The organism is Alcaligenes sp. AB3, assembly GCF_031844565.1.
Classification (GTDB): Bacteria; Pseudomonadota; Gammaproteobacteria; order Burkholderiales; family Burkholderiaceae_B; genus Alcaligenes; species Alcaligenes faecalis.
Genome location: NZ_JAUZVM010000001.1, coordinates 553942 through 579484 on the forward strand (window position 1 = coordinate 553942; position 25543 = coordinate 579484).

21 protein-coding genes are annotated in these 25543 nt (G+C 56.9%); 16 read left to right on the forward strand and 5 right to left on the reverse strand.

The window, feature by feature from the left end:
- Nucleotides 1-13 precede the first annotated feature (13 nt).
- Nucleotides 14-1270, reverse strand: coding sequence for a transcription termination factor Rho (gene rho / locus Q9R35_RS02600; protein WP_009455931.1), 1257 nt, complete (start codon nucleotides 1268-1270; stop codon nucleotides 14-16).
- Nucleotides 1271-1339: 69 nt separating this feature from the next.
- Nucleotides 1340-1666 carry a thioredoxin TrxA gene (gene trxA / locus Q9R35_RS02605; protein ID WP_042481598.1) on the reverse strand — a complete coding sequence of 109 codons (327 nt, stop codon included), beginning with the start codon at nucleotides 1664-1666 and terminating at the stop codon, nucleotides 1340-1342.
- Between the two features lie 228 nt (nucleotides 1667-1894).
- Between trxA and Q9R35_RS02610 the strand changes: the two genes are divergently transcribed.
- The 9 genes from Q9R35_RS02610 (at nucleotide 1895) to Q9R35_RS02650 (ending at nucleotide 13398) form a co-directional block, all read left to right on the forward strand.
- Nucleotides 1895-3862: a DNA topoisomerase IV subunit B gene (locus Q9R35_RS02610; RefSeq protein WP_371317311.1), complete on the forward strand. Its 1968-nt coding sequence runs from the start codon at nucleotides 1895-1897 to the stop codon at nucleotides 3860-3862.
- 20 nt (nucleotides 3863-3882) lie between these two features.
- Nucleotides 3883-6192, forward strand: a complete 2310-nt coding sequence (gene parC / locus Q9R35_RS02615) for a DNA topoisomerase IV subunit A (protein ID WP_311219305.1) — start codon at nucleotides 3883-3885, stop codon at nucleotides 6190-6192.
- 61 nt (nucleotides 6193-6253) lie between these two features.
- Nucleotides 6254-7288, forward strand: a complete 1035-nt coding sequence (locus Q9R35_RS02620) for a CDP-6-deoxy-delta-3,4-glucoseen reductase (RefSeq protein ID WP_311219306.1) — start codon at nucleotides 6254-6256, stop codon at nucleotides 7286-7288.
- 37 nt (nucleotides 7289-7325) lie between these two features.
- Entirely contained in the window at nucleotides 7326-8579 is a 1254-nt protein-coding gene (locus Q9R35_RS02625) for a D-amino acid dehydrogenase (protein ID WP_086068529.1), read from the forward strand.
- A gap of 7 nt (nucleotides 8580-8586) precedes the next feature.
- On the forward strand, nucleotides 8587-9900 hold the full coding sequence (locus Q9R35_RS02630) for an extracellular solute-binding protein (protein ID WP_042481588.1): 1314 nt from the start codon (nucleotides 8587-8589) through the stop codon (nucleotides 9898-9900).
- A 136-nt stretch (nucleotides 9901-10036) separates the two neighbouring features.
- Nucleotides 10037-10993: a TcpQ domain-containing protein gene (locus Q9R35_RS02635; RefSeq protein ID WP_269435204.1), complete on the forward strand. Its 957-nt coding sequence runs from the start codon at nucleotides 10037-10039 to the stop codon at nucleotides 10991-10993.
- Complete coding sequence (locus Q9R35_RS02640) at nucleotides 10990-11580, forward strand: hypothetical protein (RefSeq protein ID WP_311219307.1); 591 nt, start codon at nucleotides 10990-10992, stop codon at nucleotides 11578-11580. Before Q9R35_RS02635 ends, Q9R35_RS02640 begins: the two co-directional genes overlap by 4 nt.
- A 293-nt stretch (nucleotides 11581-11873) precedes the next feature.
- The gene (locus Q9R35_RS02645) at nucleotides 11874-12965 is read left to right on the forward strand and encodes a hypothetical protein (RefSeq protein ID WP_157664300.1); all 1092 of its coding nucleotides are present in this window, start codon (nucleotides 11874-11876) and stop codon (nucleotides 12963-12965) included.
- Nucleotides 12931-13398: a hypothetical protein gene (locus Q9R35_RS02650; protein WP_189319721.1), complete on the forward strand. Its 468-nt coding sequence runs from the start codon at nucleotides 12931-12933 to the stop codon at nucleotides 13396-13398. Before Q9R35_RS02645 ends, Q9R35_RS02650 begins: the two co-directional genes overlap by 35 nt.
- Before the next feature lie 273 nt (nucleotides 13399-13671).
- Here the strand turns inward: Q9R35_RS02650 and Q9R35_RS02655 are convergent, their stop codons facing one another.
- Both Q9R35_RS02655 and uraH read right to left on the reverse strand, forming a co-directional pair.
- On the reverse strand, nucleotides 13672-14904 hold the full coding sequence (locus tag Q9R35_RS02655; protein WP_125303113.1) for a urate hydroxylase PuuD: 1233 nt from the start codon (nucleotides 14902-14904) through the stop codon (nucleotides 13672-13674).
- A 58-nt stretch (nucleotides 14905-14962) separates the two neighbouring features.
- Entirely contained in the window at nucleotides 14963-15316 is a 354-nt protein-coding gene (gene uraH / locus Q9R35_RS02660; protein ID WP_026483497.1) for a hydroxyisourate hydrolase, read from the reverse strand.
- A 232-nt stretch (nucleotides 15317-15548) separates the two neighbouring features.
- Between uraH and Q9R35_RS02665 the strand changes: the two genes are divergently transcribed.
- The 7 genes from Q9R35_RS02665 (at nucleotide 15549) to trmD (ending at nucleotide 22260) form a co-directional block, all read left to right on the forward strand.
- Nucleotides 15549-16277 carry a GntR family transcriptional regulator gene (locus tag Q9R35_RS02665; RefSeq protein WP_045930095.1) on the forward strand — a complete coding sequence of 243 codons (729 nt, stop codon included), beginning with the start codon at nucleotides 15549-15551 and terminating at the stop codon, nucleotides 16275-16277.
- An 11-nt stretch (nucleotides 16278-16288) separates the two neighbouring features.
- Nucleotides 16289-17221, forward strand: coding sequence for an allantoinase PuuE (gene puuE / locus Q9R35_RS02670; RefSeq protein ID WP_042481568.1), 933 nt, complete (start codon nucleotides 16289-16291; stop codon nucleotides 17219-17221).
- Between the two features lie 284 nt (nucleotides 17222-17505).
- Nucleotides 17506-20133: an alanine--tRNA ligase gene (gene alaS / locus Q9R35_RS02675; RefSeq protein ID WP_042481566.1), complete on the forward strand. Its 2628-nt coding sequence runs from the start codon at nucleotides 17506-17508 to the stop codon at nucleotides 20131-20133.
- Entirely contained in the window at nucleotides 20130-20384 is a 255-nt protein-coding gene (locus Q9R35_RS02680; protein WP_042481564.1) for a sulfurtransferase TusA family protein, read from the forward strand. Before alaS ends, Q9R35_RS02680 begins: the two co-directional genes overlap by 4 nt.
- Before the next feature lie 136 nt (nucleotides 20385-20520).
- Nucleotides 20521-20781 carry a 30S ribosomal protein S16 gene (gene rpsP / locus Q9R35_RS02685; RefSeq protein ID WP_009455906.1) on the forward strand — a complete coding sequence of 87 codons (261 nt, stop codon included), beginning with the start codon at nucleotides 20521-20523 and terminating at the stop codon, nucleotides 20779-20781.
- Nucleotides 20782-20813: 32 nt separating this feature from the next.
- Nucleotides 20814-21413, forward strand: coding sequence for a ribosome maturation factor RimM (gene rimM / locus Q9R35_RS02690; RefSeq protein ID WP_042481562.1), 600 nt, complete (start codon nucleotides 20814-20816; stop codon nucleotides 21411-21413).
- An 88-nt stretch (nucleotides 21414-21501) separates the two neighbouring features.
- Nucleotides 21502-22260 (forward strand): tRNA (guanosine(37)-N1)-methyltransferase TrmD, encoded by a 759-nt coding sequence (trmD, locus tag Q9R35_RS02695; RefSeq protein WP_042481559.1) that lies wholly within the window; start codon nucleotides 21502-21504, stop codon nucleotides 22258-22260.
- 222 nt (nucleotides 22261-22482) lie between these two features.
- On the opposite strand, the gene Q9R35_RS02700 is transcribed toward trmD, so the two are convergent.
- Nucleotides 22483-25335: a valine--tRNA ligase gene (locus Q9R35_RS02700; RefSeq protein ID WP_063690638.1), complete on the reverse strand. Its 2853-nt coding sequence runs from the start codon at nucleotides 25333-25335 to the stop codon at nucleotides 22483-22485.
- Between the last annotated feature and the right edge of the window lie 208 nt (nucleotides 25336-25543).

Consider the following 25543-nt stretch of genomic DNA (forward strand, 5'->3'; position numbering starts at 1 on the left):
CAGGATGTTCGATTTACTTCTTCATCATGTCGAAGAATTCGGAGTTGGTCTTTGTGGCCCGGATCTTGTCCAGGATAAACTCCATGGCTTCAATTTCATCCATCCCATGGATGAACTTGCGTAGGACCCAGACCTTTTGTAGAAGGTCGGGCTTGATCAGCAACTCTTCACGACGTGTACCTGATTTGTTCAGGTTGATGGCAGGGTAAATGCGTTTCTCGGCCAGACGGCGCTCCAGATGGATTTCGGAGTTGCCGGTACCTTTAAATTCTTCATAGATGACTTCGTCCATGCGGCTGCCAGTTTCGATCAGGGCAGTACCGATGATGGTCAAGGAGCCACCTTCTTCCAGATTACGGGCAGCGCCAAAAAAGCGTTTGGGGCGCTGCAGGGCGTTGGCGTCCACACCACCGGTCAAAACCTTGCCCGAAGCAGGGACCACGGTGTTGTAGGCGCGAGCCAGACGAGTGATGGAGTCCAGCAGGATCACCACGTCTTTTTTCAATTCAACCAGGCGTTTGGCCTTTTCAATGACCATCTCGGCCACTTGCACGTGACGCGTGGCGGGTTCATCAAAGGTGGAGGCCACCACTTCGCCGCGCACGGTGCGCTGCATTTCAGTCACTTCCTCGGGGCGCTCGTCCACCAGCAGGACGATCATGATGGCCTCGGGGTAATTGGTCGTGATGGCGTGAGCCATGTGCTGCATCATCACGGTTTTACCGGATTTGGGGCTGGCCACGATCAGGGCGCGCTGGCCTTTACCGATAGGCGAGAAGATATCCAGGATACGACCTGTGATGTTCTCTTCGCTTTTGATGTCGCGCTCCAGGCGCATGGGCTGATCGGGGTGCAGCGGGGTCAGGTTCTCAAACATGATGCGATGTTTGATGGCCTCGGGCTGCATGCCGTTGACCTTGTCCACCTTGACCAGGGCAAAGTAGCGCTCGCCGTCTTTAGGGGTGCGCACTTCACCTTCAATGGAGTCACCCGTATGCAGATTGAAACGGCGTATCTGCGAGGGGGAGATGTAAATATCGTCTGTGCTGGCCAGGTACGAGGTTTCGGGCGAACGCAGGAAACCAAAACCATCAGGCAGGACTTCAAGCACCCCGTCACCGAAAATCTGCTCGCCTTTTTTGGCGTGCTTTTTCATGATGGCGAACATCAGCTCTTGCTTGCGCAAGCGGTTCGCGTTGTCGATTTCCAGAGTGGCAGCCATTTCTAGCAGCTGCGAGACGTGCAGAGCTTTTAATTCGTTCAGGTGCATGGGAGTGGGGAAGGGCTTTCAGCAGCAGACCGCAGGCCAGCAAAGGGCCTGCGTGCGGTTAATCAGAGATTACAGGGAGCTGTCGAGAAACGCGCTAAGTTGGGACTTGGAAAGTGCGCCGACTTTAGTCTGGGCCACTTTGCCGTCTTTAAACAGCATGAGCGTTGGAATACCGCGAACACCGAATTGAGCAGGGGTGTCGGGATTTTCATCGACGTTGAGCTTAGCGATGATAACACGACCTTGGTACTGTTCGGCTGCTTCATCTAGCAAAGGTGCAATCATTTTACAGGGACCGCACCATGCAGCCCAGTAATCGACCAGAACGGGAAGTTCGGCCTTGAGGACGTCGCTCTCGAAGGAGGCGTCTGTAACGTGAATGATGGAGTCGCTCATGGCAAGATGCAAAAAAATTAAAAGATAACGAAAAACTATACGTGTGGCGTGACCTGAGCACAATGTATTCTACGGCCAATTGCGACGGTCTTGTTGCCAATTTTTGACAGGATACCATTGCGTCTGGTTGATAATGTGCATTCACTGCGCAACGCGCGCCAATAAAGCGTTTCCCCACTGGCGCCTAACCACTCGTAAAATAGCGTTTTTCTGTACGATCTACCGGGAATCAAGTTGTCTACTACACGTTACGACGAATCTTCTATACGGGTGCTCAAAGGGCTGGAACCGGTCCGTCAGCGCCCGGCCATGTATACCCGCACGGATAATCCCCTGCATATTGTGCAGGAGGTCATCGATAACGCGGCCGACGAAGCCCTGGCTGGTTTTGCCCGCACCCTGACTGTCACCTTGCTGGAGGACGGCGGCATACAGGTTGAAGACGATGGGCGCGGTATTCCCGTTGGCTTGCACCCTGAAGAGAATGCACCGGTGGTGGAACTGGTGTTCACCCGTCTGCATGCCGGGGGTAAATTCGACAAGCTCAATGGTGGTGCTTATGCCTTCTCCGGCGGTTTGCACGGGGTGGGTGTCTCGGTGACCAACGCCTTGTCGCGGCGCCTGGAAGTGCTGGTCTGGCGCGATGGGCAAGCCAATGAAATCGTGTTTGCCGATGGCGAGCTGGAACAGCCCCTGACCCAGACGGGCACAGTGGGCAAGCGCAAGACGGGAACCCGCGTGCGGGTCTGGCCCGATCCCAAATATTTTGACTCTGCCCAGATTCCCCTGGCTCAACTGACTCATATCCTGCATAGCAAGGCTGTCTTGCTGGAAGGCGTGACGGTAGAGCTGGTGCAGCAGAAAACCGGCCAGCGCCAGCAATGGTGCTATGAAGACGGTTTGCGCGGCTATCTGCAGGAAGAGATGGACGGCGTGGAGCTGCTGGTGCCCCTGTTTGAAGGCCGTCAGTACGCCCCGCAAGACGATGACAATTTCTCCGCCGGCGAAGGTGCGCATTGGGTGGTGGCCTGGGCGCTGGACTCCAATATTGTGCGTGAATCCTATGTCAACCTGATTCCAACTCCAGCGGGGGGAACGCACGAATCAGGCTTGCGCGATGGCTTGTATCAAGCCGTGCGCAGTTTTGCCGAGCTGCACAGCCTGATTCCTAAAGGCGTCAAGCTGCAGGCCGAGGACGTATTTGCCCGTGCCAGCTTTGTGCTGTCGGCCAAAGTGCTGGACCCGCAGTTTCAAGGGCAGATCAAGGAAAAGCTCAATAGCCGCGACGCCGTGCGTCTGGTCAGTGGTTATGTACGTAATGCGCTGGAACTGCATCTGCACGCGAATGTGGATCAGGGCCGCAAATTGGCTGAAGTGGCGGTGCGTCAGGCACAGGCGCGCACCCGTTCGGCGCAGAAAGTGGAAAAACGTAAAAGCTCGGGTGTGGCTGTGTTGCCCGGCAAGCTCACGGACTGCGAGTCGCACGACCTGGAAAGCTCCGAACTGTTTCTGGTCGAGGGTGACTCGGCTGGTGGTTCGGCCAAGATGGGCCGTGACAAGGAATTTCAGGCTATCTTGCCCCTGCGCGGCAAGGTTCTGAACGCTTGGGAGGTCGATAAGGATCGCTTGTTCGCCAACCAGGAAATTCACGATATTTCCGTGGCTATCGGCGTGGACCCGCACGACGCCCAGTCCGAGCCGGATCTGTCCGGCTTGCGCTATGGCCGTATCTGTATCCTGTCTGATGCGGATGTGGACGGCTCGCACATTCAGGTGCTGTTGCTCACCTTGTTCTTCCGTCACTTCCCCAAGCTGATCGAGGCTGGTCATGTGTATGTGGCCCGTCCTCCCTTGTTCCGCGTAGACGTGCCTGCTGCCGGCAAACGCCCGGCTCGCAAGATCTATTGCCTGGATCAAGGCGAGCTGGATGCGATTCTGGAAAAACTGCGCAACGAAGGCATACGTAACGAGTCCTGGAGCATCAGCCGCTTTAAGGGTCTGGGTGAAATGAGTGCGGAACAGCTGTGGGACACCACCATGAATCCCGATACCCGTCGTTTGTTGCCCGTACATTGGGGCGAAGATGGGCTGAGCGGCACGCAAGCCATGTTCACCATGCTGATGGGCAAGGGCGAGGCCTCTGCCCGCCGTGCCTGGTTGGAAGAAAAAGGCAATTTGGCCGATCTGGACGTCTGAGCCCGACTTAAGAGTTATTTATGGACAGTAATCAATTGGATTTTGAACCGGCGGGATCGGACGATAGCATCACGCTGGCAACTTACGCGGAACAGGCTTATCTGGATTACGCCGTTTCAGTGGTACGTGGACGAGCTTTACCCGACCTGACTGATGGCCAGAAGCCGGTGCAACGCCGCATTCTGTACGCCATGGATGCCATGGGCCTGGGCCCAACGGCCAAGCCCGTGAAATCGGCCCGTGTGGTGGGGGATGTGCTGGGTAAGTATCACCCGCACGGCGACCAGGCCGCCTATGACGCCATGGTGCGTATGGCGCAGGATTTTGTGCTGCGTTATCCGCTGGTAGACGGGCAGGGCAACTTTGGCTCGCGCGACGGCGATAATGCCGCCGCCATGCGTTACACGGAAGCACGCTTGACGCCGTTTTCCCGTCTGCTGCTGGACGAGCTGGACGAAGGTACGGTGGACTTCATCCCCAACTACGATGGCAGCCAGAAAGAGCCGGTGACCTTGCCAGCACGCTTGCCCATCATGCTGCTTAACGGCGCATCGGGGATTGCCGTCGGGATGGCAACCGAGATTCCGTCGCACAACCTGCGCGAAGTGGCCCAAGCTTGCGTCAGCCTGTTGCGCAACCCGAATTTGAGCGATCAGGAAATCCACGAGATCGTCCCCGGCCCGGACTTTGCCGGTGGTGGTCAAATCATTTCCGCCGCTGACGATATTGCGGCGGTGTACGCCCAGGGCCGAGGCTCCATCAAGGCCCGTGCCCGTTGGGTATTCGAGGAAATGGCACGTGGCCAATGGCAATTGGTCGTGACTGAATTGCCGCCCGGCAGCTCCTCCCAGCAGATTCTGGAAGAGATTGAAGAGCGCACCAATCCCAAGGTCAAGGCCGGCAAGAAATCGCTGAGTACCGAGCAACAGCAAACCAAAGCCTTGATGCTGAACATGCTCGATGCCGTGCGTGACGAGTCTGGCAAGCAGGCTGCGGTGCGTCTGGTGTTTGAACCCAAGTCTCGCGCTATTGATCGGGACGAGTTCGTGACCACCTTGCTGGCGCAAACCAGCCTGGAGCGCAACGTCTCCATCAACCTGGTGTGTATTGATACGGATGGCCGTCCCGGTCAGCGTTCCTTGCGTCAGGTTTTGCTGAATTGGCTGGAATTCCGCCGCCATACGATGGAGCGTCGTACTCGCTACCGTCTGGACAAGGTCACCGACCGTATCCATGTGCTGCAAGGGCGCATGGTGGTGTACCTGAATGTGGACGAGGTTATTCAGACTATTCGTGAGTCCGACGAGCCGCGTGCAGCCCTGATGGAGCGCTTTGATTTAAGCGAACGTCAGGCCGACGATATTCTGGAAATGCGTCTGCGTCAGTTGGCACGTCTGGAAGGCTTCAAGATAGAGAAAGAGCTGAAGGAACGTCTGGACGAACAGGAGTCGTTGCAAAAGCTGCTGGACGATCCCAAGGCCTTGAAACGCCTGATGATTCGTGAAATCGAAGCCGACGTTAAAACCTACGGTGATGACCGTCGTACCTTGATTGAAGCGGCCGAGCGTGCTGTGCTGGAAACCAAGGTGGTTGATGAGCCAGTTACCGTGATTGTGTCGCGCAAAGGCTGGCTGCGTTCACGCCAGGGCCACGGTCACGACGCTTCGCAATTCAGCTTCAAGACGGGCGATGGCTTGCGCGATGCGCTGGAGTGCCGCAGTACCACGGATCTGGTGGCGATCGGTACCGATGGCCGGGTCTATACTGTTCCGGTCTCCAGCTTGCCTTCAGCGCGTGGCGACGGACAGCCCATTACCTCCATGATTGAAGTCAGCCCCAGTGCGCCTATCGAGCACATTCTGGGGGCGCCTCTGGATCAGAACTACTTGCTGGCTGCCTGCGACGGCTACGGTTTTGTGGCCTCCCAGGGTGACATGAACACACGCCAGAAAGCGGGCAAGCAGTTTGTCACTGTCGAGGAGGGCAAAAAGCTGCTCAAGCCTTTGGCCTTGCGTCCGGACGATCAGTACGTGGGCCTGCTCAGCGAGCAGGGACGCTTCCTGGTGGTGGACATCAAGGAACTGAAAGTGCTGTCCAAGGGGGGGCGCGGCACGGTGCTGATCAAGCTGAACGAGGGCGATACGCTCAGTCAGTGGGTGGCCTTTGGTGAGGCCGGTCTGGCCGTCAGCGGGGTGAACCGCAAACGTCCATCCACCATCGTGATGGATCTGGACATGCTGGCCAATTATCTGGGCAAGCGGGCAGGCAAGGGCAAGGCCCTGTCGCTCAAATTGAACGACCCTGTGCTGCATCGGCCTGAAGAGTTCTGAATTTGCATAGCCGCCGGAGGCTGAGCCTCCGCCTGATAGATTTCTTTTTTGAGTGTTGGATATGAGTTTTAAAGTCACGGTTCAGCCCAGCGGGCACAGTTTTGACGTACAGCCCGGACAGTCTGTGCTGGATGGCGCGCTGAATGCAGGCATTGTCTTGCCCTATAGCTGTCGTAATGGCACCTGTTCGTCTTGCCGTGGCAAGGTCATTGAAGGTGAATACGATGCAGGCCGTGCGCCCGAGCAGTTGCTGAGCGAAGAGGATCGCGCGGCAGGCTACACCCTGTTCTGTCAGGCCAAGCCCAGCAGCGACATGCTGATCGAGTCCCACGAAATTCGTATGGCGACCGATATCCAGATTCGCAAGATGCCGTCGCGCGTGGTGGGCCTGGAAAAAGTGCGTGATGATGTGATGGTGGTGCGTCTGCAAATGCCATCGTCCGAGCCATTCCGTTACTACCCAGGTCAGTATCTGGAGTTCATCCTGAAGGACGGTAGCCGTCGCAGCTACTCCATGGCCACACCGCCACGGGAAGACAATCAGGTGGAATTGCATATTCGTCACATGCCCGGCGGCGTGTTTACCGATCACGTGTTCGGTGCCGGTGCCACCGCCATGAAAGAGCGCGAAATTCTGCGTGTGGAAGCGCCTTTGGGTTCTTTCTTCCTGCGTGAAGACAGTGCTGCACCTATGGTGTTCCTGGCCAGCGGCACGGGTTTTGCTCCGATCAAGGCCTTGATCGAGCGCTTGATTCAAACTGGCAGCCAGCGCGAAGTGGCCTTGTACTGGGGTGGCCGTCGACCCAAGGATCTGTACCAGTCTGAACTGGCCGAGAAGTGGGCCAGCGAACTGCCTAATCTGCGTTTCATTCCGGTGATTTCTGATGCTCAGCCGGAAGATGGCTGGACAGGCCGTACGGGCTTTGTGCATCAGTCGGTACTGGCTGATTTGCCGGATCTGTCGGCCTGGCAGGTGTACGCCTGTGGCGCGCCGGGTATGGTTGAAGCAGCCCGCAAGGACTTTGTGGAGCAGGCTCAACTGAATCCGGACAATTATTTTGCAGATGCCTTTACGTCGCTGGCAGACGTAAAGTAAGTGTCTTGATCAATAGCTCAACAAGCGGACAGTACACATGAAAGTAGCAGTTCTGGGCAGCGGCATTATTGGGGTATCAACTGCCTGGTGGCTCAGCCAGCAAGGTTGTGAGGTGGTGGTCGTGGATCGGGGAACCGGTCCCGCGCAGGAAACCTCGCGTGCCAATGGCGGGCAAATCTCGGTGTCCTATGCCGAGCCCTGGGCCAACCCGAAAATGCCGTTCAAACTGCTGAAATGGTTGTTGCAGGACGATGCTCCCTTGTTGTTCCGTCCGCGTCTGGACCTGCGCCAGTGGCGCTGGTGCCTGTCTTTCCTGCGAGAGTGCCTGCCAGGGCGAGTAGCGCCCAATGTGCGCGCTCTGGTGGCCATGGCGGAATACAGCCGCAGCACACTCAAGCAATTGCGTCCCAGTCTGGACTTTGATTATCGCCATCAGGAAAAAGGCATCATCACGTTTTACCGGGATGCCCAAAGCCTGGATGACTCGCAGCAAATGGCGGACGTTATGCGCGATATGGGCGTGGACCGTCGCATCATGAGCGTGGACGAACTGGTGCAGCTGGAGCCGGCCCTGGCCTCGGCTCGCGGCCAGATCGTGGGGGGCGATTACACCAAAGATGATGAATCCGGCGATGCAAACCAGTTCACCTGCGGTTTGGCCGCCATGGCCAAGCGGGCCGGGGTGGAGTTTCGCTTTTCCACCCAAATCACCCGTCTGCTGACGGCCAAGGGCCGAGTGGTGGGCGTCGAGGTCATTGGTTCGGACGGTGCGTACGAGTTCATACAGGCAGACGCCTTTGTGGTGGCCATGGGCAGTTTCAGCCCCACCGTCTTGCAGCCGCTGGGGATTGCCTGCCCCGTTTACCCGGCCAAAGGCTATTCGGCCACTTTCCCGGTGCTGGTCCCCGAAGGGGCACCCATCGTCAGCCTGACGGATAAAGATAAAAAACTGGTGTTTTCCCGCCTGGGCGATAGCCTGCGGGTGGCGGGAACCGCAGAGTTGTCGGGCTATTCGCGCAGTTTGAACCCCGCGCGTTGTCAGGCTTTGTTAACGCACGTAGCTGATCTGTTCCCAAGCGCATTGGATTTTGATAATGTTCATTTCTGGTCAGGACTTCGTCCTGCCACAGCATCAAATGTCCCACTGATAGGCCGTTCCTCCATTCCCAACCTGTACCTGAATACCGGACATGGCACCCTGGGCTGGACCATGGGTATAGGCTCTGGCCGAGCCTTGGCGGACCTGGTCATGGGACACAAACCCGAACCTGAATTTCCTTTTTTATCTTGAAGGATGTATGAAAAATCTACGCGGATTACTGTTGAAACGTGGTGTTATGGCTTTGGCGATGGCAGCGGGTGGCTCAGCCGCTTTGCTGTTCGGGTCGACCGCCCTGGCAGCCGTTGATATTCAGGTCTGGACCGCTTTGAACTCGCACAATCAGGACGAGTTTGAACGCTTGGTTCGGGATTTCAATCGTAGCCAGAGCGACGTCAAGGTGTCGGTCAAGGCGCATGATACGGAAGCCTCGTTGGAGCAGGTCATGCAAGCGGGCAAGGACTTGCCCAATCTGGTGCAGTTAGGCGAGATGTCCGGCCTGGACGAGGTTGCTGACCGCTCCTACATCATGCCCATGCACACCTTGCTGGCTCGGGAAAAAATGGACAATGTGTCCTGGTTCCTGGCCTCGAACTCTTTTGTGCGCAATGGCCGTGGCCAATTGCAGGGCTTTCCTTACATGGCCGAAATTCCGGTCATGTATTACAACCTGGACGCCTTTGATAAAGCCAAGATCGAACCTGCGGTGCCCAGCCGTGTCTGGCTGGATCTGCAGGCCCAGCTGGTTGATCTGGCCAATAAAGGCTCGCGCCGTTGTCCTTTGACCTCCGATCAGTCTGTCTCCATCAACCTGGAGAACCTGGCCGCGGTCAATAACCAGATTTACGGTCTGGCACCCGGCGCCAAGGTCAAAGGCAAAGTGGGCTTTGACTTTGACGTGATGTACATCCGCCACCTGTCCATGATGATCAGCTGGGTGAAATCCGAGCTGATGGTCAAGCCTGGCACCTTGCCTGAGTCGCCCCAGCGTTTTGCCAAGGGCGAATGTGCCGTCATGTTCTCCAACTCCGGCCATATTGGTGAATACAGTGACACGCGCGGCCTGAAATACGCTGTGACCGGTCTGCCTTACTACCCTGAAGTCACCCAAACCCCCGGCAAGCCTTTTGTGACGGGCTCGGCGCTGTGGGCGGTCAAAGGCCATAACGCTGAACAGAACCAGGCCTCGGCCCGCTTCATCAGCTGGTTGGCCCAGCCAGAGAACGCCGCTCGCTGGTATCAGAAAACAGGCTTTTTGCCTGTGAGCCGCGAAGCCTTTAACGCGACAGGTAGCGACTACTACAAGGACAAGGGCGACTGGATGCACCTGGTGGGAGCTTACAGCAGCGGTACATCGGGCACAGCCAAGGGCAACTTCCGTAACTACCGTCAGATCCGCGCCGTGTTCAATCAGAGCCTGGAAAGTGCGCTGGATGGTCAGCAACCGGCCATGACGGCATTGCGTACCGCCGCCACGGAAGCCAACCGTCTGGTGGCTCAGAAAGGACGCTGATTTATCTGTGCGTACAAGCCGATCTAGCGGCTTGAGCAGGCATCCTTGAAGATAAACCCCACGCCCTTGACGGGACATGGGGTTTTTTCTTTGGGTGCTTGCCATGCGTTTTCTTGTTCGTTTCTGCGTCTTGCTGATGTGTGGCCTGGGGCTCTCTGCCTGTCAGACTAGCCAGGGGCCTGATGGCTCGTTGGCGGATCCGGGGGCACGCGTCTTCAACTTCGATTGGCGCTTGTCTGGTGATCCGCAAGTGGGACCTATGCAGGTGTTTGATAACGGGACGCGCATCTGGCTGCATTTTGCACCGGAGCAGACGCTGCCAGCGGTGTTTGGACGCAGAGACAGGCAGGAGAAACTGCTGTCGTTGAAGCCTTCGGGGCAGTTTCAAATCATCGAGGGCTCGTGGGCGGAGCTGATATTCCGGGCCGGGCGGACACAGGCGCAGGCTCGTTTAGGGCGCAAGGATGCCCATGGCGAAGGTTCTGCATTACTTGACGCAGAAACATCGGCTCCCTTGCCACATGGCCGCAGCCAGCAGAACGACCAGCAGCAAGCCCAAGCAAGTCTCTCCCAGCGTGGTGATTCTCCACCCAGCCACTCCCCGTTAAGTCGTTCCGATACCCGCTCTTCAGAGCCAAGTCATGTGTTTTCTGGAAAGCGTGTGCCAGATTTGATGGCGGCCCAAGTAAAGGAGGGTGAGTCTGCTCCTGCGAACTTATTGCAGACACAGGCCTTTCAAGCCCGCTCAGAGTTGCTGCGGATCTCAGTCCCTGTTGTGGATACAGAGTCCAAGGACGAGCCTGTTTTTGAACTGCGAATAAAGGATAGAACCTTGAGGCAGGCTTTAGTCCGATGGGCCAAGCAAGCGAACTGGGTATTTGCACCTGAGCATTGGACCCTGAAGGTCGATTTTCCCATCAAGGGGACGGCTCGCTTTGAGGGAGGGTTTGAGGCTGCTGTGGCCCAATTGTTAGCGGCGACTCAACTGAATGCTCATCCTTTGCAGGCCTGTTTTTACTCGAACCAGGTGCTTAGGGTTCTGGCTTGGCCGCAAGCCTGCGATCCCAGCGTGCCACCCGAGGGGCAGTCATGAAGTACCTCTGGCTCTTGTCTTTGCTCGTGATGGCGGCTTGCACCTTGCAGAAAGCAGGACAGCATGTCGATCAACCGTGGTTGGAGGATGCCGTCGTACTGGATGGCAACAGCTCATCCTCCATGACCCATACCCAGTCTGTTGACAAGCCTTGGCTGCTGGGAGAGGCCGTGCCTTTACGAAAACAGGCTGTCTTGCCATCAGCATTGCGTTCCAGACAAACCTACAGTTTTTCTTTGGAAACGCCTTTGCCCAATCTGGATGAACTGGCGCGTCGTTTGTCTTTATTGTCTGATCTGGCCGTGTTTATCAGTCCACAGGCTCGCTTGCTCTTGACGCAGCTCCCGCTGCGAGCAGGCGTGGGGGAGGAGTCAGAGTTGACTCAGCCACGAGGCCTGATTTTTGGACAACTTCGTTTGCCAGCCTTATTGGATCAGATTGCAGCGGTATATGGCTTGGGGTGGCGTTATCAGGCTGGCCGTATTGAGCTGTACCGCAACGAAACAGATCGCCTGGCTCTGGAGCAGAAGTCCGGATTGCAGCCAGTGGATGGGGCTGGAGGATCAAGCGATCGGGGTATGAAATGAGTTCTGCCTCGTTCCAACGGGAGTACTGGTTCGGATTGCAGTGGGTGAATGCCGGGGAAGGTGTGCGGCAGACTCAAGCCCATCGGATGAAGCAATCGTATTGGACTTGCTTGATGGGAATGGGCGGGGGGCTGAAAGAACCGGCAGGTGAACAAACAGAAAGGCAGGTAACGGGTTGGGTTCCCAGTTGTTGGCTGAACAGCCGGAGGACCCAAACAGTCTTGCGTTTGGCTCAGAACGGGCCTTCAAGAGCCAGATTGACGCAAGTTCAGGCCTATTCTGCGGCTGCTTGTATGGCTGCTCATCATCCTCAAGAGGCGGTTTTCCTGTTGTGGACGGTGGCTCCCGGCCGTTTGTGGTTTCTGGTACTTGAACATGGCCTAGTGATGGAGGGGAGCGATTGCCTTCTGGCCCAGGTCGGACAGGTACAGACCTTGCGGCAGGCTATGTTGGCGCGTTATCCCTCCATCCGCGAATTGCGGCAACCAGATGATTTATGGGTCTGTCTGGAGCAGGGCAGAAGACCGCAGGGCCGTATGCAGCGCCAAGCCGTCAGGCGTATTGGGTGGTATGAAAAAATCCCGCTCCGTCTGGTGGTTTTATCCGTGCTGGTGATGGCGACGCTTGGCAGCGTGCTGTCCGTTGATCTGCCGGGACGCTTGGCTGCTAACGCGTCTGACTGGAGGCAAGGCGCCGCCCAGGAAGAGTCTGGTTTGACCAGTGTCCAGGCGGTGCTGGGCTTGATTGAGGAGCTCCCTGCACAGGGAACGGACTGGCAATTGCAGCAGGTAGATTGTCGCCGTCAGGCCGCTTTGTGGGAGTGTCAGGCGCATTATGGGTTTGAGGATGTGCAACGTTTTAGTGCGGCCATGCAGAGCCAGACTCGCGAGCCGAATGTGCTGGAGTTCACCGCATTGGGACAGGGTGAGTTGTATATCCGGCGGGGGTATCAGGCATTGATTCCTCATTCTCTGGCAACGCAGGATCAGGAGCGAATGCCAGTTGAGGCATCCCGAAGCTGGCATGCCGAGCTGGCAGCCCTGCAGCCTGCTTTTATGCGCCTGTCAGTGTCTCCGGCTCAATGGGTCGAATCTGCTGATGAGAATGAGCAAGTGGGGGTAGGTGGGTGGCGTCGCTCCTGGCTCAGTCACTCGCCTTTGCGTTCGGTGTATTTGCTGGCGGCCCAGCTTCCTGATCTGCAATGGGAGCGCTTGAGTTTGTCATTGAATCCGCAGTCCTACCCCTCGCTGCTGGGCAGCGCTTTTATCGTGGAGCTGGAAGGCTATGTTTATGAATCTGCGCAGCGGGACTGGGCCGATCAAGATTGGGCTGATTATATGCAGACCACTTTTGAGCATTCTGTTTGGTCTGACACTGATGTTTAGTGCACCGGCTTTGGCAAGGGAAGCAATAGTGACGATAGTAAGGGAGATGTTGTTGCTGGAAGCCGAGCAGGCTCGTCAAAATATGTCGTCGGATTTGAGGCAACAAAAGGGACGGGAGGGGGCAGGTCTGCCTGATGTAAGCAAGCTCAGATCCAGCATTCCCGTCACTGCATTGAAGCTGAAGGCTATCTATGGAAGAGATACGCAGTTGCTAGCCGAAGTGCAGCATGGGCAACGCCTGCTCCTGTTTCAGCAAGGACAGTTGTGGCCGATAGGGCGGGAGCGCGACAGGAGCATGCGCCTCTTGTTTCTGGATAGTCGGTGCATTGAGCTTGAAGTAGGACTGCCCCCGGATTCGAGTTTGTCAGCCGCCTCGGATCAGGAGCAGCAGCAAGCGAAGTTTCAAGTCACCAAACTATGTTTGCCTTCCTGACGCGGGAGAGTTTGACATGCGTTTGGCAAAATTCGGGAGGTCCCGGCCGCTGTCACTGGGCTGCTGCTCAGTTTCCAAGGCCGCCTATTCTTGAGCCCCCATGTCATTGGTTTTTGTACGCTTGCGCATCCTTGCTCATCGCATCGCTAGCAGACCTGGTGGGCCATTCAACCGCCCTCCAAACAAGAAAAAACCCCGACATGATTTTCATCATATCGGGGTTGGAAGTTACTACGGAGCTTGTCGCTCGTCAGGCTTTAGCCCTGTTCTGCATTAGTCGCGGGTACCGCTCCAGGCGGCAATGGCAGCACGCTCTTCGTCGGTCATTTGCGTCATGTTGCCCAGGGGCATGTACTTGGAGTGCACCACGGTTTTCACCTGTTCGGCGTGCAGCACCGTGTTGTCGATGGTATCGAGCAACATGCCAGCAGGAGCCGCCGTAAAGCCGAAGTCGGCATTGGGCTTGGCCGCGTGGCACTGAACACATCGTGCATCCATGATTTCCTGAACACGGGCAACGCTGATGGTTTCAGCACCGCTCGCCGCTTCTGGTGCACTGGCAACTTCGCCTTTCAGGCTGGCAGGTGCAGCCAGGTAGCCAACGATCAGCAGCAGCACAACACCGGCAGCCGGGTAGGCAGGCTTTTTGATGCCAGCGTGCATCAGCACGAAGTATTGACGGATCAGGGCGCCGGCAAAGATGAACAGCACCATGATGATCCACGCATTGGGGTTGTTATACGTGAACGAGTAGTGGTTGCTCAGCATCAGCAGCAGAACGGGCAGCGTGAAGTAGGTATTGTGTACCGAACGCTGTTTGCCGCGCTTGCCGTCCAGGGGGTTGGGCGCTTGACCGGCTTTCAGTGCCTTGACCATGCGGCGTTGGCCGGGAATGATCCAGAAGAACACGTTGGCCGACATGCTGGTGGCCATGACAGCGCCAGTCAGCAAGAAAGCAGCACGACCCGAGAAGATGTGCGCGCTCAGGTAAGCCACGACCACCATCATGATGGCCACGGCCACGCTCAGCAGGCCGTCGCGGTTCATGTTGGGGCTGATCAGGCGGCACAGGCCGTTATAGACCACCCAGCCCAGTACCAGGAAGGCAATAGCCATGACGTTGGCCTGGGTGCCGGTCATTTGAGCCGCCCATTCCCAGGGACTGTTGGGGTTGACCAGATAGAACTCGGGCTTGGTCAGGTAGAGCAGGGCGAACAGGAAGAAACCGGACAACCAGGTGGTGTAGGACTTCCAGAAAGACCAGTGCAGGTCATCAGGCAGTTCGGCCGGATTGGTCAGGTATTTCTGGTTGTGATAGAAGCCGCCGCCGTGGACAGCCCACATCTCGCCAAACACACCGCGTTTCTTGCTTTCTTCGCCTTTAGGCGGTTTCAGGCCGTTGTCCAGCATCACAAAGTAGATGGACTCGCCGATCCAGGCGACAGCCGCAATCACGTGCAACCAGCGCAACAGCAGGTTGCCGTACTCAAGTAGGTAAGCGTACATAAAGATCTCGTATCAGAGTGGTTTCGTATAGAAGCGAAAAGTCGACTTGGATACGCGATCAGCTGCCGCGATAGGTGGACCAGGACCAGGGGGTCACGACCAGAGGTACGTGGTAATTGGCATTGGCATCAGCGATACCAAAGCGAATGCCGACCTGATCAACAAAGCGTGGCTCGGGCAGAGTCACACCGCTGGCGGCAAAGTAGTCACCTGCATGAAACACCAGTTCAAAAACGCCCGTGTGCATGGCCTCGCCTTGCAGCAGGGGCTCATCACAGCGACCGTCGCTATTGGTGTGAGTGGTTTTGATCAGAGTACGTTGATCGTTTTCGATGGAATAAAGATCGACGCGCACGCCGCTGGCTGGGCGTCCTTGAGTCGTGTCAAGGACATGGGTTGATAGCTTTCCCATAAATGTCTCCGGTTTATGGTGATCAAAAAAGGTCCAGCGAGCCCAGTTTTGAGAACCGGCCGGGGGCCAACGGTGCAAGGATCAGTGCGCTGGGTTGAGGCCCCGAAACTGTCGCTCTGTTTGAGGAATCAGATTGTCGACAATTTATGTTGACGATTTTGTCGGGGTACCGAATAATTGTCAATAGTCAATAACGAGAAATTCTATGCTTCAGATACGGCGGCAAGAGGGGATGAGCAGTGAATCCCAAGCGCCCAGCGCCTCCTCGCTGCTAGAGGGAGGCATGGCAGATAGCGAGGTCGGGCGTGTTTATAGCCAGATCTTTGATGCGGTCGTTGACCGTCGTCTTTTGCCTGGAACCAAACTGACGGAAGCCACGCTATGCACGATTTTCGAGTGCTCGCGGGCGACCGTTCGTGCGGCGCTGGCTGCCCTCGAACACGACAAGATTGTGGTCATTGAGCCCAATCGGGGTGCTTTTGTCTGGAAGCCGACGGCCAAGCAAACACGGGACGTGTTTGAACTGCGGCGTGATCTGGAAGCCTTGATTCTGCAAAAACTGATCAGCTACCCGGATCTGCCGGAGCGTCTGGCTGGCCTGTATGAAATGGTGGAGCGTGAACAGCACGCCTTTGAACATGGCGACCGCATCAGTTGGTTGCGCCTGTCCAATGCGTTTCACGTGATGCTGGCGCGCTGCGCTGGCAATGATGAGCTGACCGAGTTGATGCACACCTTGTGCGCCCGCACCACGCTCATCATTGCGTATCACGACACACCGGGCGAACAGGCGTGTTCGTTTTACGAGCACAAAGAGATTTTGGACAAGCTTAGTCAGGGCGATGCCGAAGGCGCGCATCTGGCTATGCATCATCACTTAAGTGATTGTGAACATCGCATGAGCGAAGCGGGTGATGGCAATGCTGCCGATCCTTGGCTGGCCCTCAGCGTAAAACGCTAAACGGAGACGGTATGTCCTTGAGTAAGTACCCTCGTGACCTGGTCGGTTACGGTAAAAACGTGCCCCATGCACAATGGCCTGATCGGGCGCGCATTGCGGTGCAGTTTGTCTTGAATTATGAGGAAGGCGGCGAGAATTGCGTCCTGCACGGTGACCCGGGCTCCGAGCAGTTCCTGTCCGAAATTATTGGTGCAGCCGCTTACCCGGACCGTCACCTGTCCATGGAATCCATTTACGAATACGGCTCGCGTGCCGGTGTCTGGCGGATTCTGAACGAGTTTGAAAAGCGCGGCCTGCCCATGACCGTGTTTGGGGTGGGCATGGCGCTGGAGCGTCATCCCGAGCTGGCACAGGAATTCGTGCGCCTGGGTCATGAGATCGCTTGCCATGGCTACCGCTGGATTCACTACCAGAACGTGTCCGAAGAAGTCGAGCGCGAGCATATGCGCCAGTGCGTGAAAGTGCTGACGGACTTGCTGGGTCACCATCCCGAAGGCTGGTACACCGGCCGCGATAGCCCAAATACCTTGCGTCTGGTGGCTGAAGAGGGCCAGTTCCTGTATAGCTCCGATTACTACGGTGATGATCTGCCGTTCTGGACCGAGGTTCAGCTCAGCGACAATACGGTCAAGCCGCAATTGATCGTGCCTTACACCCTGGACAGCAATGACATGCGCTTTGCGGCTCCTCAGGGTTTCAACACCGGCGATCATTTCTTCTCCTACCTGAAAGACGCATTTGACGTGCTCTACGAAGAAGGTGAAGAGGCTCCCAAGATGCTGTCCATCGGTTTGCATTGCCGTCTGATCGGCCGTCCTGGCCGCTTCCGCGCCTTGCAGCGTTTCCTGGATTACGTGCAATCGCACGAGCGTGTCTGGGTGTGCCGTCGTGTGGATATTGCTCGCCACTGGGCCGAGCATCATCCCTATCAGCCCAAGGCCTGATCGGGGCAGGGCCAGGGTTCATGCCTCCTGGCCCGTCAAGACGACATCCTGAATCTGAGCAGGGTGCATTCACATTCCGACTCGCCAGGGTCGGAATTGTTGTTTCTGCCCGCTGAAAACAGTACTATTTGACGCTTACGCAGCCGCTCGTACAGGGAGTGTGGCGTCCTGGCTTCTCACTGCTTTGCCGGGGCGGCAGGTGTTGTGCCAGCGCAGCGCGCGCATGGGCTGCAAGGCTGATCTTTTTATAATAGGCAGTTAAATTTTCCATCGCGTTGCAAGTAATGAAAACCTCAGAAATTCGTCAGAAGTTTCTTTCTTTTTTTGAATCCAAGGGACACCACATCGTTTCCTCGGCTTCGCTGGTGCCAGGCAATGACCCTACCTTGCTGTTCACTAACGCAGGGATGGTGCAGTTCAAAGATGTGTTCACGGGCAAGGAAACCCGCCCCTACAACCGTGCGACCAGCTCTCAGCGCTGTGTGCGCGCCGGTGGCAAGCACAATGACCTGGAAAACGTGGGCTACACCGCCCGTCACCACACCTTTTTTGAAATGCTGGGCAACTTCAGCTTTGGCGACTACTTCAAGCAAGACGCCATTCGCTATGCCTGGGAACTGCTGACGACGGTTTACAAGCTGCCTGCAGAAAAACTCTGGGTCACCGTCTACCAGGAAGACGATGAGGCCTACGATATCTGGGCCTCGGAAATTGGGGTGCCCAAAGAGCGCATCATCCGCATCGGTGACAAGGGCGGCGTACGCTACAACTCGGACAACTTCTGGCAGATGGCCGATACCGGTCCCTGTGGCCCTTGCTCGGAAATCTTCTACGACCACGGTGCCGACGTCTGGGGTGGCCCTCCCGGATCGCCTGAAGAAGACGGCGACCGCTACATTGAAGTATGGAACCTGGTGTTCATGCAGTTCGAGCGTTCCGCCGACGGCACCATGACACCGCTGCCCAAGCCTTGTGTGGACACCGGCATGGGCCTGGAGCGTATTTCGGCTGTGCTGCAGCATGTGCACTCCAACTACGAAATCGACCTGTTCCAATCCCTGATTCAGGCCGCCGCACGCGAAACCAAGACCAGCGACCTGAGCAATAACTCGCTCAAGGTGATTGCTGACCACATTCGTGCTTGCAGCTTCCTGATCATTGACGGGGTGATCCCCAGCAATGAAGGCCGTGGCTATGTGTTGCGCCGCATTATTCGCCGCGCCTTGCGTCACGGTCACAAGCTGGGTCAGAAGGGCTTGTTCTTCTACCGTTTGGTACAGGATCTGGGTCTGACCATGGGCGAAGCCTACCCTGAGCTGATTAGCCAGCGTGAGCGCATCGAACAAGTGTTGCGCCAGGAAGAAGAGCGTTTCAGCGAAACGCTGGAAAATGGCATGCGCATTCTGGAAGGCGCTTTGGCCAACCTGCCAGAGAATGCCAAGCTGGACGGCCAGACGCTGTTCACCTTGTACGATACCTACGGTTTCCCCGTGGACTTGACCGCCGACATCTGCCGCGAGCGTGGCATTGAGGTCGATCTGGACGGTTTTGAAGTCGCCATGGAAAACCAGCGTCAGATGGCACGCGCTTCGGGCAAGTTCAAAACATCCGAAGGCCTGAGCTACTCCGGCGTGCAAACCCGCTTTGATGGTTACACCACCCTGGAAGGCAGCGGCACGGTTACCGCCTTGTATGTGGACGGCACCTCTGTGCAGTCCGTGGCCCAGGGCCAGCAAGCAGTAGTGGTTCTGGATGCCACCCCTTTCTACGCCGAGTCCGGTGGTCAGGTGGGGGATGCCGGTATCCTGAGCGATGCCAAGGGCCTGTCCTTTGAAGTGCAGGATACCCAAAAGATTTCCAATCAGGTTTTCGGGCACCAGGGAGTGCTGAACGCTGGCACGCTGACCGTGGGCCAGACTGTTCAAGCCCAGGTGGATACCGAGCGTCGTGAGCGTGTGATCCGTAACCACTCGGCCACGCACTTGATGCACAAGGCCTTGCGTCAGGTGCTGGGCGGTCACGTGCAACAACGTGGCTCCCTGGTGGACGCTGAGAAAACCCGTTTTGACTTTGCGCACGATGCCGCCATGACAGCCGAGCAAATCGCTCAGGTTGAAGCCATTGTGAACGATCAGGTTCTGGCTAACCAGGCCGTGCAAGCCCAGCTGATGTCGTTTGACGACGCCGTCAGCGGCGGTGCCATGGCTTTGTTTGGTGAAAAGTACGGCGACGAAGTGCGTGTACTGGATATCGGCTTCTCGCGCGAGCTGTGTGGTGGTACTCACGTTCAGCGCACGGGCGATATCGGCTTGTTCAAGATTGTCTCGGAAGGCGGTGTAGCCGCTGGTGTGCGCCGTGTCGAAGCCATTACCGGCACCAACAGCCTGCACTGGGTGCAAGCGCAGGAGCGTTTGTTGAATGACGCCTCCGCCAGCCTGCGCACCCAGCCAGAAGGTCTGGTGGCTCGTATCAGCGCCTTGCAAGGCCAGATCAAGGATCTGGAGCGCGAGCGCGAACAAATGCAATCCAAGCTGGCGGCTTCTGCCGGCCAGGATCTGCTGGCCCAAGCCGTACCCTTGAATGACAGCAGTCGCCTGCTGGTGGCTACGCTACAAGGCGTGGAAGCTAAAGCCCTGCGCGAAATGGCCGATCAGTTGAAGAACAAGCTGCAGTCGGCCGTGATTCTGCTGTCCATCGTTGCGGACGGCAAAGTCAGCCTGGTGGCTGGCGTGACGCCTGACCTGACCTCCAAGGTCAAGGCGGGTGATCTGGTGGGCTTTGTGGCCTCGCAAATGGGCGGGAAGGGCGGTGGTCGTCCTGATATGGCCATGGGCGGTGGTACCGATGCTAGCGTCTTGCCACAGGCTAATGCTTCGGTGCAGGCCTGGGTCCAAAGCAAGTTGGGAGCGTGACGATGTCCGAGCCCGGCGCTTTGCCCAACAGCGATCTGCAGGTGGATGCAAGCGGGCTGAAATGCCCCTTGCCCATCTTGCGTGCCAAGAAAGCCTTGGCGCAGCTGGAATCCGGGCAAGTGTTGCAGGTCATCACGACCGATCAGCACGCCATTCAAGATTTTCAGGCTTTTTGTCGCCAAACTGGCAACGAACTGTTGGCTCAAGACCAGCAAGCCGAAAAAACTCTGCATTTTTTACGCCGTCGTTAAGCCGACGGCGGTAGAATACTGCTTTGTCTGTTGCGTATCTAGCACTGAATCTGCTATCTTAGCGTGTTACTTTTGGCATGCTTGCCAGAATAGTGCTAGAATTTTTTGTTTACCTTACACAATAAAGGGATTATCAATGGTGGTAATTCGCTTGGCCCGTGGTGGCTCCAAAAAGCGTCCTTTTTACAACGTAGTAGCCGCCGAGGCGAGCCAACGCCGTGATGGTCGCTTCATCGAACGTCTGGGTTTCTACAACCCCGTCGCTGGCGAAGGTCATGAAAACCTGCGTCTGCAAATGGACCGCGTTAAGCACTTCACCGACAACGGTGCTCAGGTTTCGCCTGCTGTGGCTCGCCTGTTGAAAGAATACTCGGCTAAGGTTGCTTCGGCTGCCTAAGTTGATTCACCTGTTTTTCAGTAGCGTTTAGTGTGAAGCAATCTGCGATTCCTGCTGACCTTGTTGAGCTCGGTCGTATTGTTTCCGCTTATGGTGTGCGTGGTTGGGTCAAGATCCAGCCGCACTCCATGCAAACCAAGGCGCTGCTGAATGCAAAAACGTGGTGGTTAAAAACGCCCCGGCCTGAATCTCAGGCGGGCGTTTTTGCGTCTGCGTCACCCAGACAAATACAAACCGCAAAGCAGCATGGTGCAACCATCGTGGCGCAGTTTGAGGGTCTGGATAATCGAGAGCTGGCTCAAGCTCTCAAGGGGCATACCGTTTGGGTATCCCGTGCCGCTTTCCCCAAAGCGGACGAAGACGAATTTTATTGGGTCGATCTGATCGGCTGCCGCTTCTTTGGCGAGCAGGACGGCCAGGCTGAAAGTCTGGGCGAAGTGGTGGAAGTGCTGGATAACGGCGCGCATTCCATTTTGGTCGTGCATCGTGGCTCCTGGGATGCCGAAGGCGTCTTTACGCCTGCAAAGGACGAGCAGGGCAAGCCGCTGGAAGAGCTGGTTCCCTTTGTGCAAGCCATTGTGCATACGGTGGATATGTCCGCCCGCGAACTGCACAGCCACTGGGCGATTTGATCGTTTCAATCCTGCGCTGTTGCAGTGCTCTGGTCTGATTGGCTGGATCTTGCAAGGCGTATCTGCTTTTTTCTCTTGCCGAGTCCTCATGCGATTTGATGCCCTGACCCTGTTCCCGGACATGTTTGATGTGGTCAGCGAGGCTGGTGTCACCGGCCGTGCGCACAAGCAGGGTATCTGGCAGATGCGGACCTGGAATCCGCGCGACTACACCACCGATGTGCACCGTACTGTAGACGATCGTCCTTACGGCGGTGGCCCAGGCATGGTGATGCTGGCTGATCCTCTGAATGACGCCCTGGATCAGGCTTTGGCTGATCGTGGTGATAGCCCGGAAGTGATTTTGCTGAGCCCTACAGGGCGACGCTTTGATCAGACTGTGGCTCAGGAGCTGGCTCAGGGCCCTGGCGCGGTTCTGGTGTGTGGTCGCTATGAAGGGATAGATCAACGTTTTATTGATGCGCGTATCACCCAGGAACTGTCTTTGGGTGATTTTGTGCTGTCTGGCGGTGAAATAGCATCACTGGCGATTATTGATAGCGTGATTCGGCTCTTGCCCGGCGTGCTGAATGATGCTGATTCGGCTCGTCAGGACTCTTTCCATGCCGACAATAGCGGCTTGCTGGATAGTCCTCATTACACCCGTCCCGAGATATACCGTGATCAGGCAGTGCCCGAAGTCTTGATGTCTGGTCATCATGGTCGCATTCAGGCATGGCGGCGTGAGCAATCCCTGCGTTTGACAGCCTTGCGTCGGCCCGAGCTGATAGAGCAAGCCCGCCAGCGTGGCGAGCTCAGTAAGGCGGACGAACGCTTTTTGGCCTCTTTGGCTTCGCTCGACGGATAGCGCCACCTAAGCAAGCGTCTACATCCTATTGGCCCAGCTTTAAGCGGGCCATGTTGTTATTGGCTGAAGTATTGTGCTGTATCGGCTTGGCTGAACCGTGGTTCTAGACTTTTTAGGGCGGCTTCTCCGATCGCTCTGTACTGCATTGATCATGGATGGGATTAAAAAAAGCCCTGCAATATTGCAGGGCTTTTTGCTATCGTCCGCGCTTGGGTCAGGCGATTAGCCCAGACGATCAAACTGCTGTTTTACCTTGGCCAGTGTTTCACCGAACTGAGCCACACGCAGGCGCTCTTGTTCAACCACGGCGGCGGGTGCGCGTTCCACAAAACTGGCGTTGCCCAATTTGCCTTCGGCCTTGCTGATTTCGCCTTGCAGACGTTCGATTTCCTTGGACAGACGGATACGCTCTGCTTCCACGTCAATCTCTACGTGCAGCATCAGCTGGGTTTTGTCGACCACTTGCACGGGAGCGCCGGCATCGGTAGGCAGTTGCTCCACGATGTCCACGCTTTCCAGCTTGCATAGGCTGGCCAGGTAGGGGCTGTTGGCGCTCAGGATGGCGGCGTCACCTTGGGCAACCAGCGGTACACGCTGGGCAGGCGACAGGTTCATTTCGCCGCGCAGGGCGCGAATTGCATCGACCTGGGCCTTCAGCTCGGCAACCTGGGCTACAGCCTGCTCATCAATCGCGGCAGGGTTGGCAATCGGGTAGGGCTGGACCGAAATGCTGGTGGTTTCATTGGCAGCACGTTTGCCAGCCACCACCGAGACTTTCTGCCACAGCTCTTCCGTGATGAAGGGGATGATGGGGTGCGCCACGCGCAGCACGACTTCCAGCACACGGATCAGGGTGCGACGGGTGCCCAGTTGCTGCTCGGGCGTGCCGTTCTGGATCTGGGTCTTGGCCAGTTCCAGGTACCAGTCGCAGTACTCGTCCCACACAAAGTGGTAGATGGCGTTGGCAACGTTGTCAAAACGGTAGTCGGCAAAACCGCGCTCGGCATCCTGTTCGAGGCCTTGCAACAGGCTGATGATCCAGCGATCCGCAAAGCTCAGTTCGGCGGGCGCGTCGGTGTGCAGCTCATGACCTTCGGTGTTCATCAGCACAAAGCGGGTGGCGTTCCACAGCTTGTTGCAGAAGTTGCGGTAGCCTTCGCAACGCTTCATGTCGAAGTTGATGTTGCGGCCCAGCGTGGCATAGGCGGCCATGGTAAAGCGCAGTGCGTCCGTACCGAAGGCAGGGATGCCATCGGGATAATCTTTCTTGGTGCGTTTGGTGATGCTTTGAGCCTGCTTGGGGTTCATCAGGCCAAAGGTGCGCTTGTGTATCAGGCTTTCCAGATCGATGCCGTCGATCAAATCCACTGGGTCAATGGTATTGCCCTTGGATTTGCTCATTTTCTTGCCTTCCATATCGCACACCAGTCCATGAACATAGACGGTGTTGAACGGAACGCGGCCGGTCAGGTGCATGCTCATCATGACCATGCGGGCCACCCAGAAGAAAATAATATCGAAACCAGTCACCAGCACGCTGGAGGGCAGGTAACGGGCCAGATCCGGGGTTTCTTCAGGCCAGCCCAGATCGGTAAAGGGCACCAGGGCGGAGGAGAACCAGGTATCCAGCACGTCTTCATCGCGGCGCAGTGGGCCGGTCACGCCAGCGGCGCGGGCTTGTTCCAGAGCGTCCTCTTCGGAGCGGGCGACAAACAGGCTGCCGTCTTCGGCGTACCAGGCGGGAATCTGGTGACCCCACCACAGTTGACGTGAAATACACCAGTCCTGAATATTGTTCAGCCACTGGTTGTAGGTATTGGACCAGTTGTCAGGGTAGAAGCGCACACGGCCATCGGCCACCACGTCCAGGGCAACCTGGGTGATGCTCTTGCCGGGGTGCAGCGAATCTTCCGGAGCAGGCTTGCTCATGGCCACAAACCACTGGTCGGTCAGCATGGGTTCGATGACCGTATTGGTACGGTCGCCGCGTGGCACCATCAGCTTGTGGGGTTTGACCGCTTTCAGCAGGCCCTGGGCTTCCAGGTCGGCCACGATTTGCTTGCGCGCAGCAAAGCGCTCCAGGCCTTGGTAGGCTTCGGGAGCGGTGTCGGCAATATGGGCATCCAGCGTCAGGATGCTGATCATTTCCAGGCCGTGGCGTTGGCCAACGGCGTAGTCATTGAAGTCGTGGGCCGGAGTTACCTTCACTACGCCGGTACCAAAGGCCGGGTCTACGTAGTCGTCTGCAATGATCGGGATGGAACGGCCAACCAGGGGCAGGGTCACGGTTTGACCGATCAGGCCGATATAGCGTTCGTCCTCCGGGTGCACCATCAGGGCAACGTCGCCCAGCATGGTTTCAGGGCGGGTGGTAGCAACGGTCAGGTGGGTCAGGCCGCCTTGGGGGGTAGTCAGCGGGTAGCTGATTTCCCACAGGTGGCCGTCTTCTTCCTCGCTGACCACTTCCAGATCAGACACGGCGGTGCCCAGCACGGGGTCCCAGTTCACCAGGCGCTTGCCGCGGTAAATCAGGCCTTGCTCGTACAGGCGGACAAAGGTTTCCAGCACGCCACGGGACAGATTGTCGTCCATGGTGAAGTATTCGCGGCTCCAGTCACAGGACGCGCCCAGGCGGCGGAACTGGCCGGTAATGGTATTGCCCGACTTCTCTTTCCACTCCCAGACTTTTTCCAGGAATTTCTCGCGACCCAGGTCGTGGCGGCTGATGTTCTGGGCATCAAGCTGGCGTTCCACGATGATCTGGGTGGCAATCCCGGCGTGGTCGGTGCCGGGAATGTAGACCGTATCGTCGCCTTTCATGCGGTGGTAGCGCGTCAGGCCATCCATGATGGTCTGATTAAAGGCGTGGCCCATGTGCAAGGTCCCAGTGACGTTTGGTGGCGGGGACTGGATCACAAAGGGTTCGGACTGGTGATCACCCAAGGGCTGGACGTGTTGGCCTCCCTTGAAAAGGTCGGCTTGCTCCCAGCGCGCGTACCAGCGCGTTTCGATTTCCTGGGGTTCAAAGCTCTTGGATAACTGCTCGTCGGAGGTCGTTGCGGATGAGTTGGTCATGGTGATGCGGTCTGCCTGCCCCTTATTGCACGGTTGGTGCCAGATAGGGCGGGACTAATCCTGGGTAAAAAACGAATTTAAGATGCACTATTTTAAGATGTGGCCGTGCGTCTTTGGCGTGGTAAAATGCCGGGTTGCCGTAAATCTGATGAAAGTGCTTGTTTTCATTAAAAAATTTAGCGCGAACCGTCGGATCTGCATTTTGCTT

Excerpts from the sequence above, each read along its gene's own strand:
- puuE (WP_042481568.1), top strand. The coding sequence starts at position 16,289 with ATGTCCTTGAGTAAGTACCCTCGTGACCTGGTCGGTTACGGTAAAAAC.
- Q9R35_RS02665 (WP_045930095.1), top strand. The coding sequence starts at position 15,549 with ATGAGCAGTGAATCCCAAGCGCCCAGCGCCTCCTCGCTGCTAGAGGGA.
- Q9R35_RS02630 (WP_042481588.1), top strand. The coding sequence starts at position 8,587 with ATGAAAAATCTACGCGGATTACTGTTGAAACGTGGTGTTATGGCTTTG.
- Q9R35_RS02625 (WP_086068529.1), top strand. The coding sequence starts at position 7,326 with ATGAAAGTAGCAGTTCTGGGCAGCGGCATTATTGGGGTATCAACTGCC.
- alaS (WP_042481566.1), top strand. The coding sequence starts at position 17,506 with ATGAAAACCTCAGAAATTCGTCAGAAGTTTCTTTCTTTTTTTGAATCC.
- uraH (WP_026483497.1), bottom strand. The coding sequence starts at position 15,316 with ATGGGAAAGCTATCAACCCATGTCCTTGACACGACTCAAGGACGCCCA.
- Q9R35_RS02700 (WP_063690638.1), bottom strand. The coding sequence starts at position 25,335 with ATGACCAACTCATCCGCAACGACCTCCGACGAGCAGTTATCCAAGAGC.
- Q9R35_RS02620 (WP_311219306.1), top strand. The coding sequence starts at position 6,254 with ATGAGTTTTAAAGTCACGGTTCAGCCCAGCGGGCACAGTTTTGACGTA.
- trxA (WP_042481598.1), bottom strand. The coding sequence starts at position 1,666 with ATGAGCGACTCCATCATTCACGTTACAGACGCCTCCTTCGAGAGCGAC.
- Q9R35_RS02640 (WP_311219307.1), top strand. The coding sequence starts at position 10,990 with ATGAAGTACCTCTGGCTCTTGTCTTTGCTCGTGATGGCGGCTTGCACC.
- parC (WP_311219305.1), top strand. The coding sequence starts at position 3,883 with ATGGACAGTAATCAATTGGATTTTGAACCGGCGGGATCGGACGATAGC.
- trmD (WP_042481559.1), top strand. The coding sequence starts at position 21,502 with ATGCGATTTGATGCCCTGACCCTGTTCCCGGACATGTTTGATGTGGTC.
- rho (WP_009455931.1), bottom strand. The coding sequence starts at position 1,270 with ATGCACCTGAACGAATTAAAAGCTCTGCACGTCTCGCAGCTGCTAGAA.
- Q9R35_RS02655 (WP_125303113.1), bottom strand. The coding sequence starts at position 14,904 with ATGTACGCTTACCTACTTGAGTACGGCAACCTGCTGTTGCGCTGGTTG.
- Q9R35_RS02645 (WP_157664300.1), top strand. The coding sequence starts at position 11,874 with ATGGCTGCTCATCATCCTCAAGAGGCGGTTTTCCTGTTGTGGACGGTG.
- rpsP (WP_009455906.1), top strand. The coding sequence starts at position 20,521 with ATGGTGGTAATTCGCTTGGCCCGTGGTGGCTCCAAAAAGCGTCCTTTT.
- Q9R35_RS02635 (WP_269435204.1), top strand. The coding sequence starts at position 10,037 with ATGTGTGGCCTGGGGCTCTCTGCCTGTCAGACTAGCCAGGGGCCTGAT.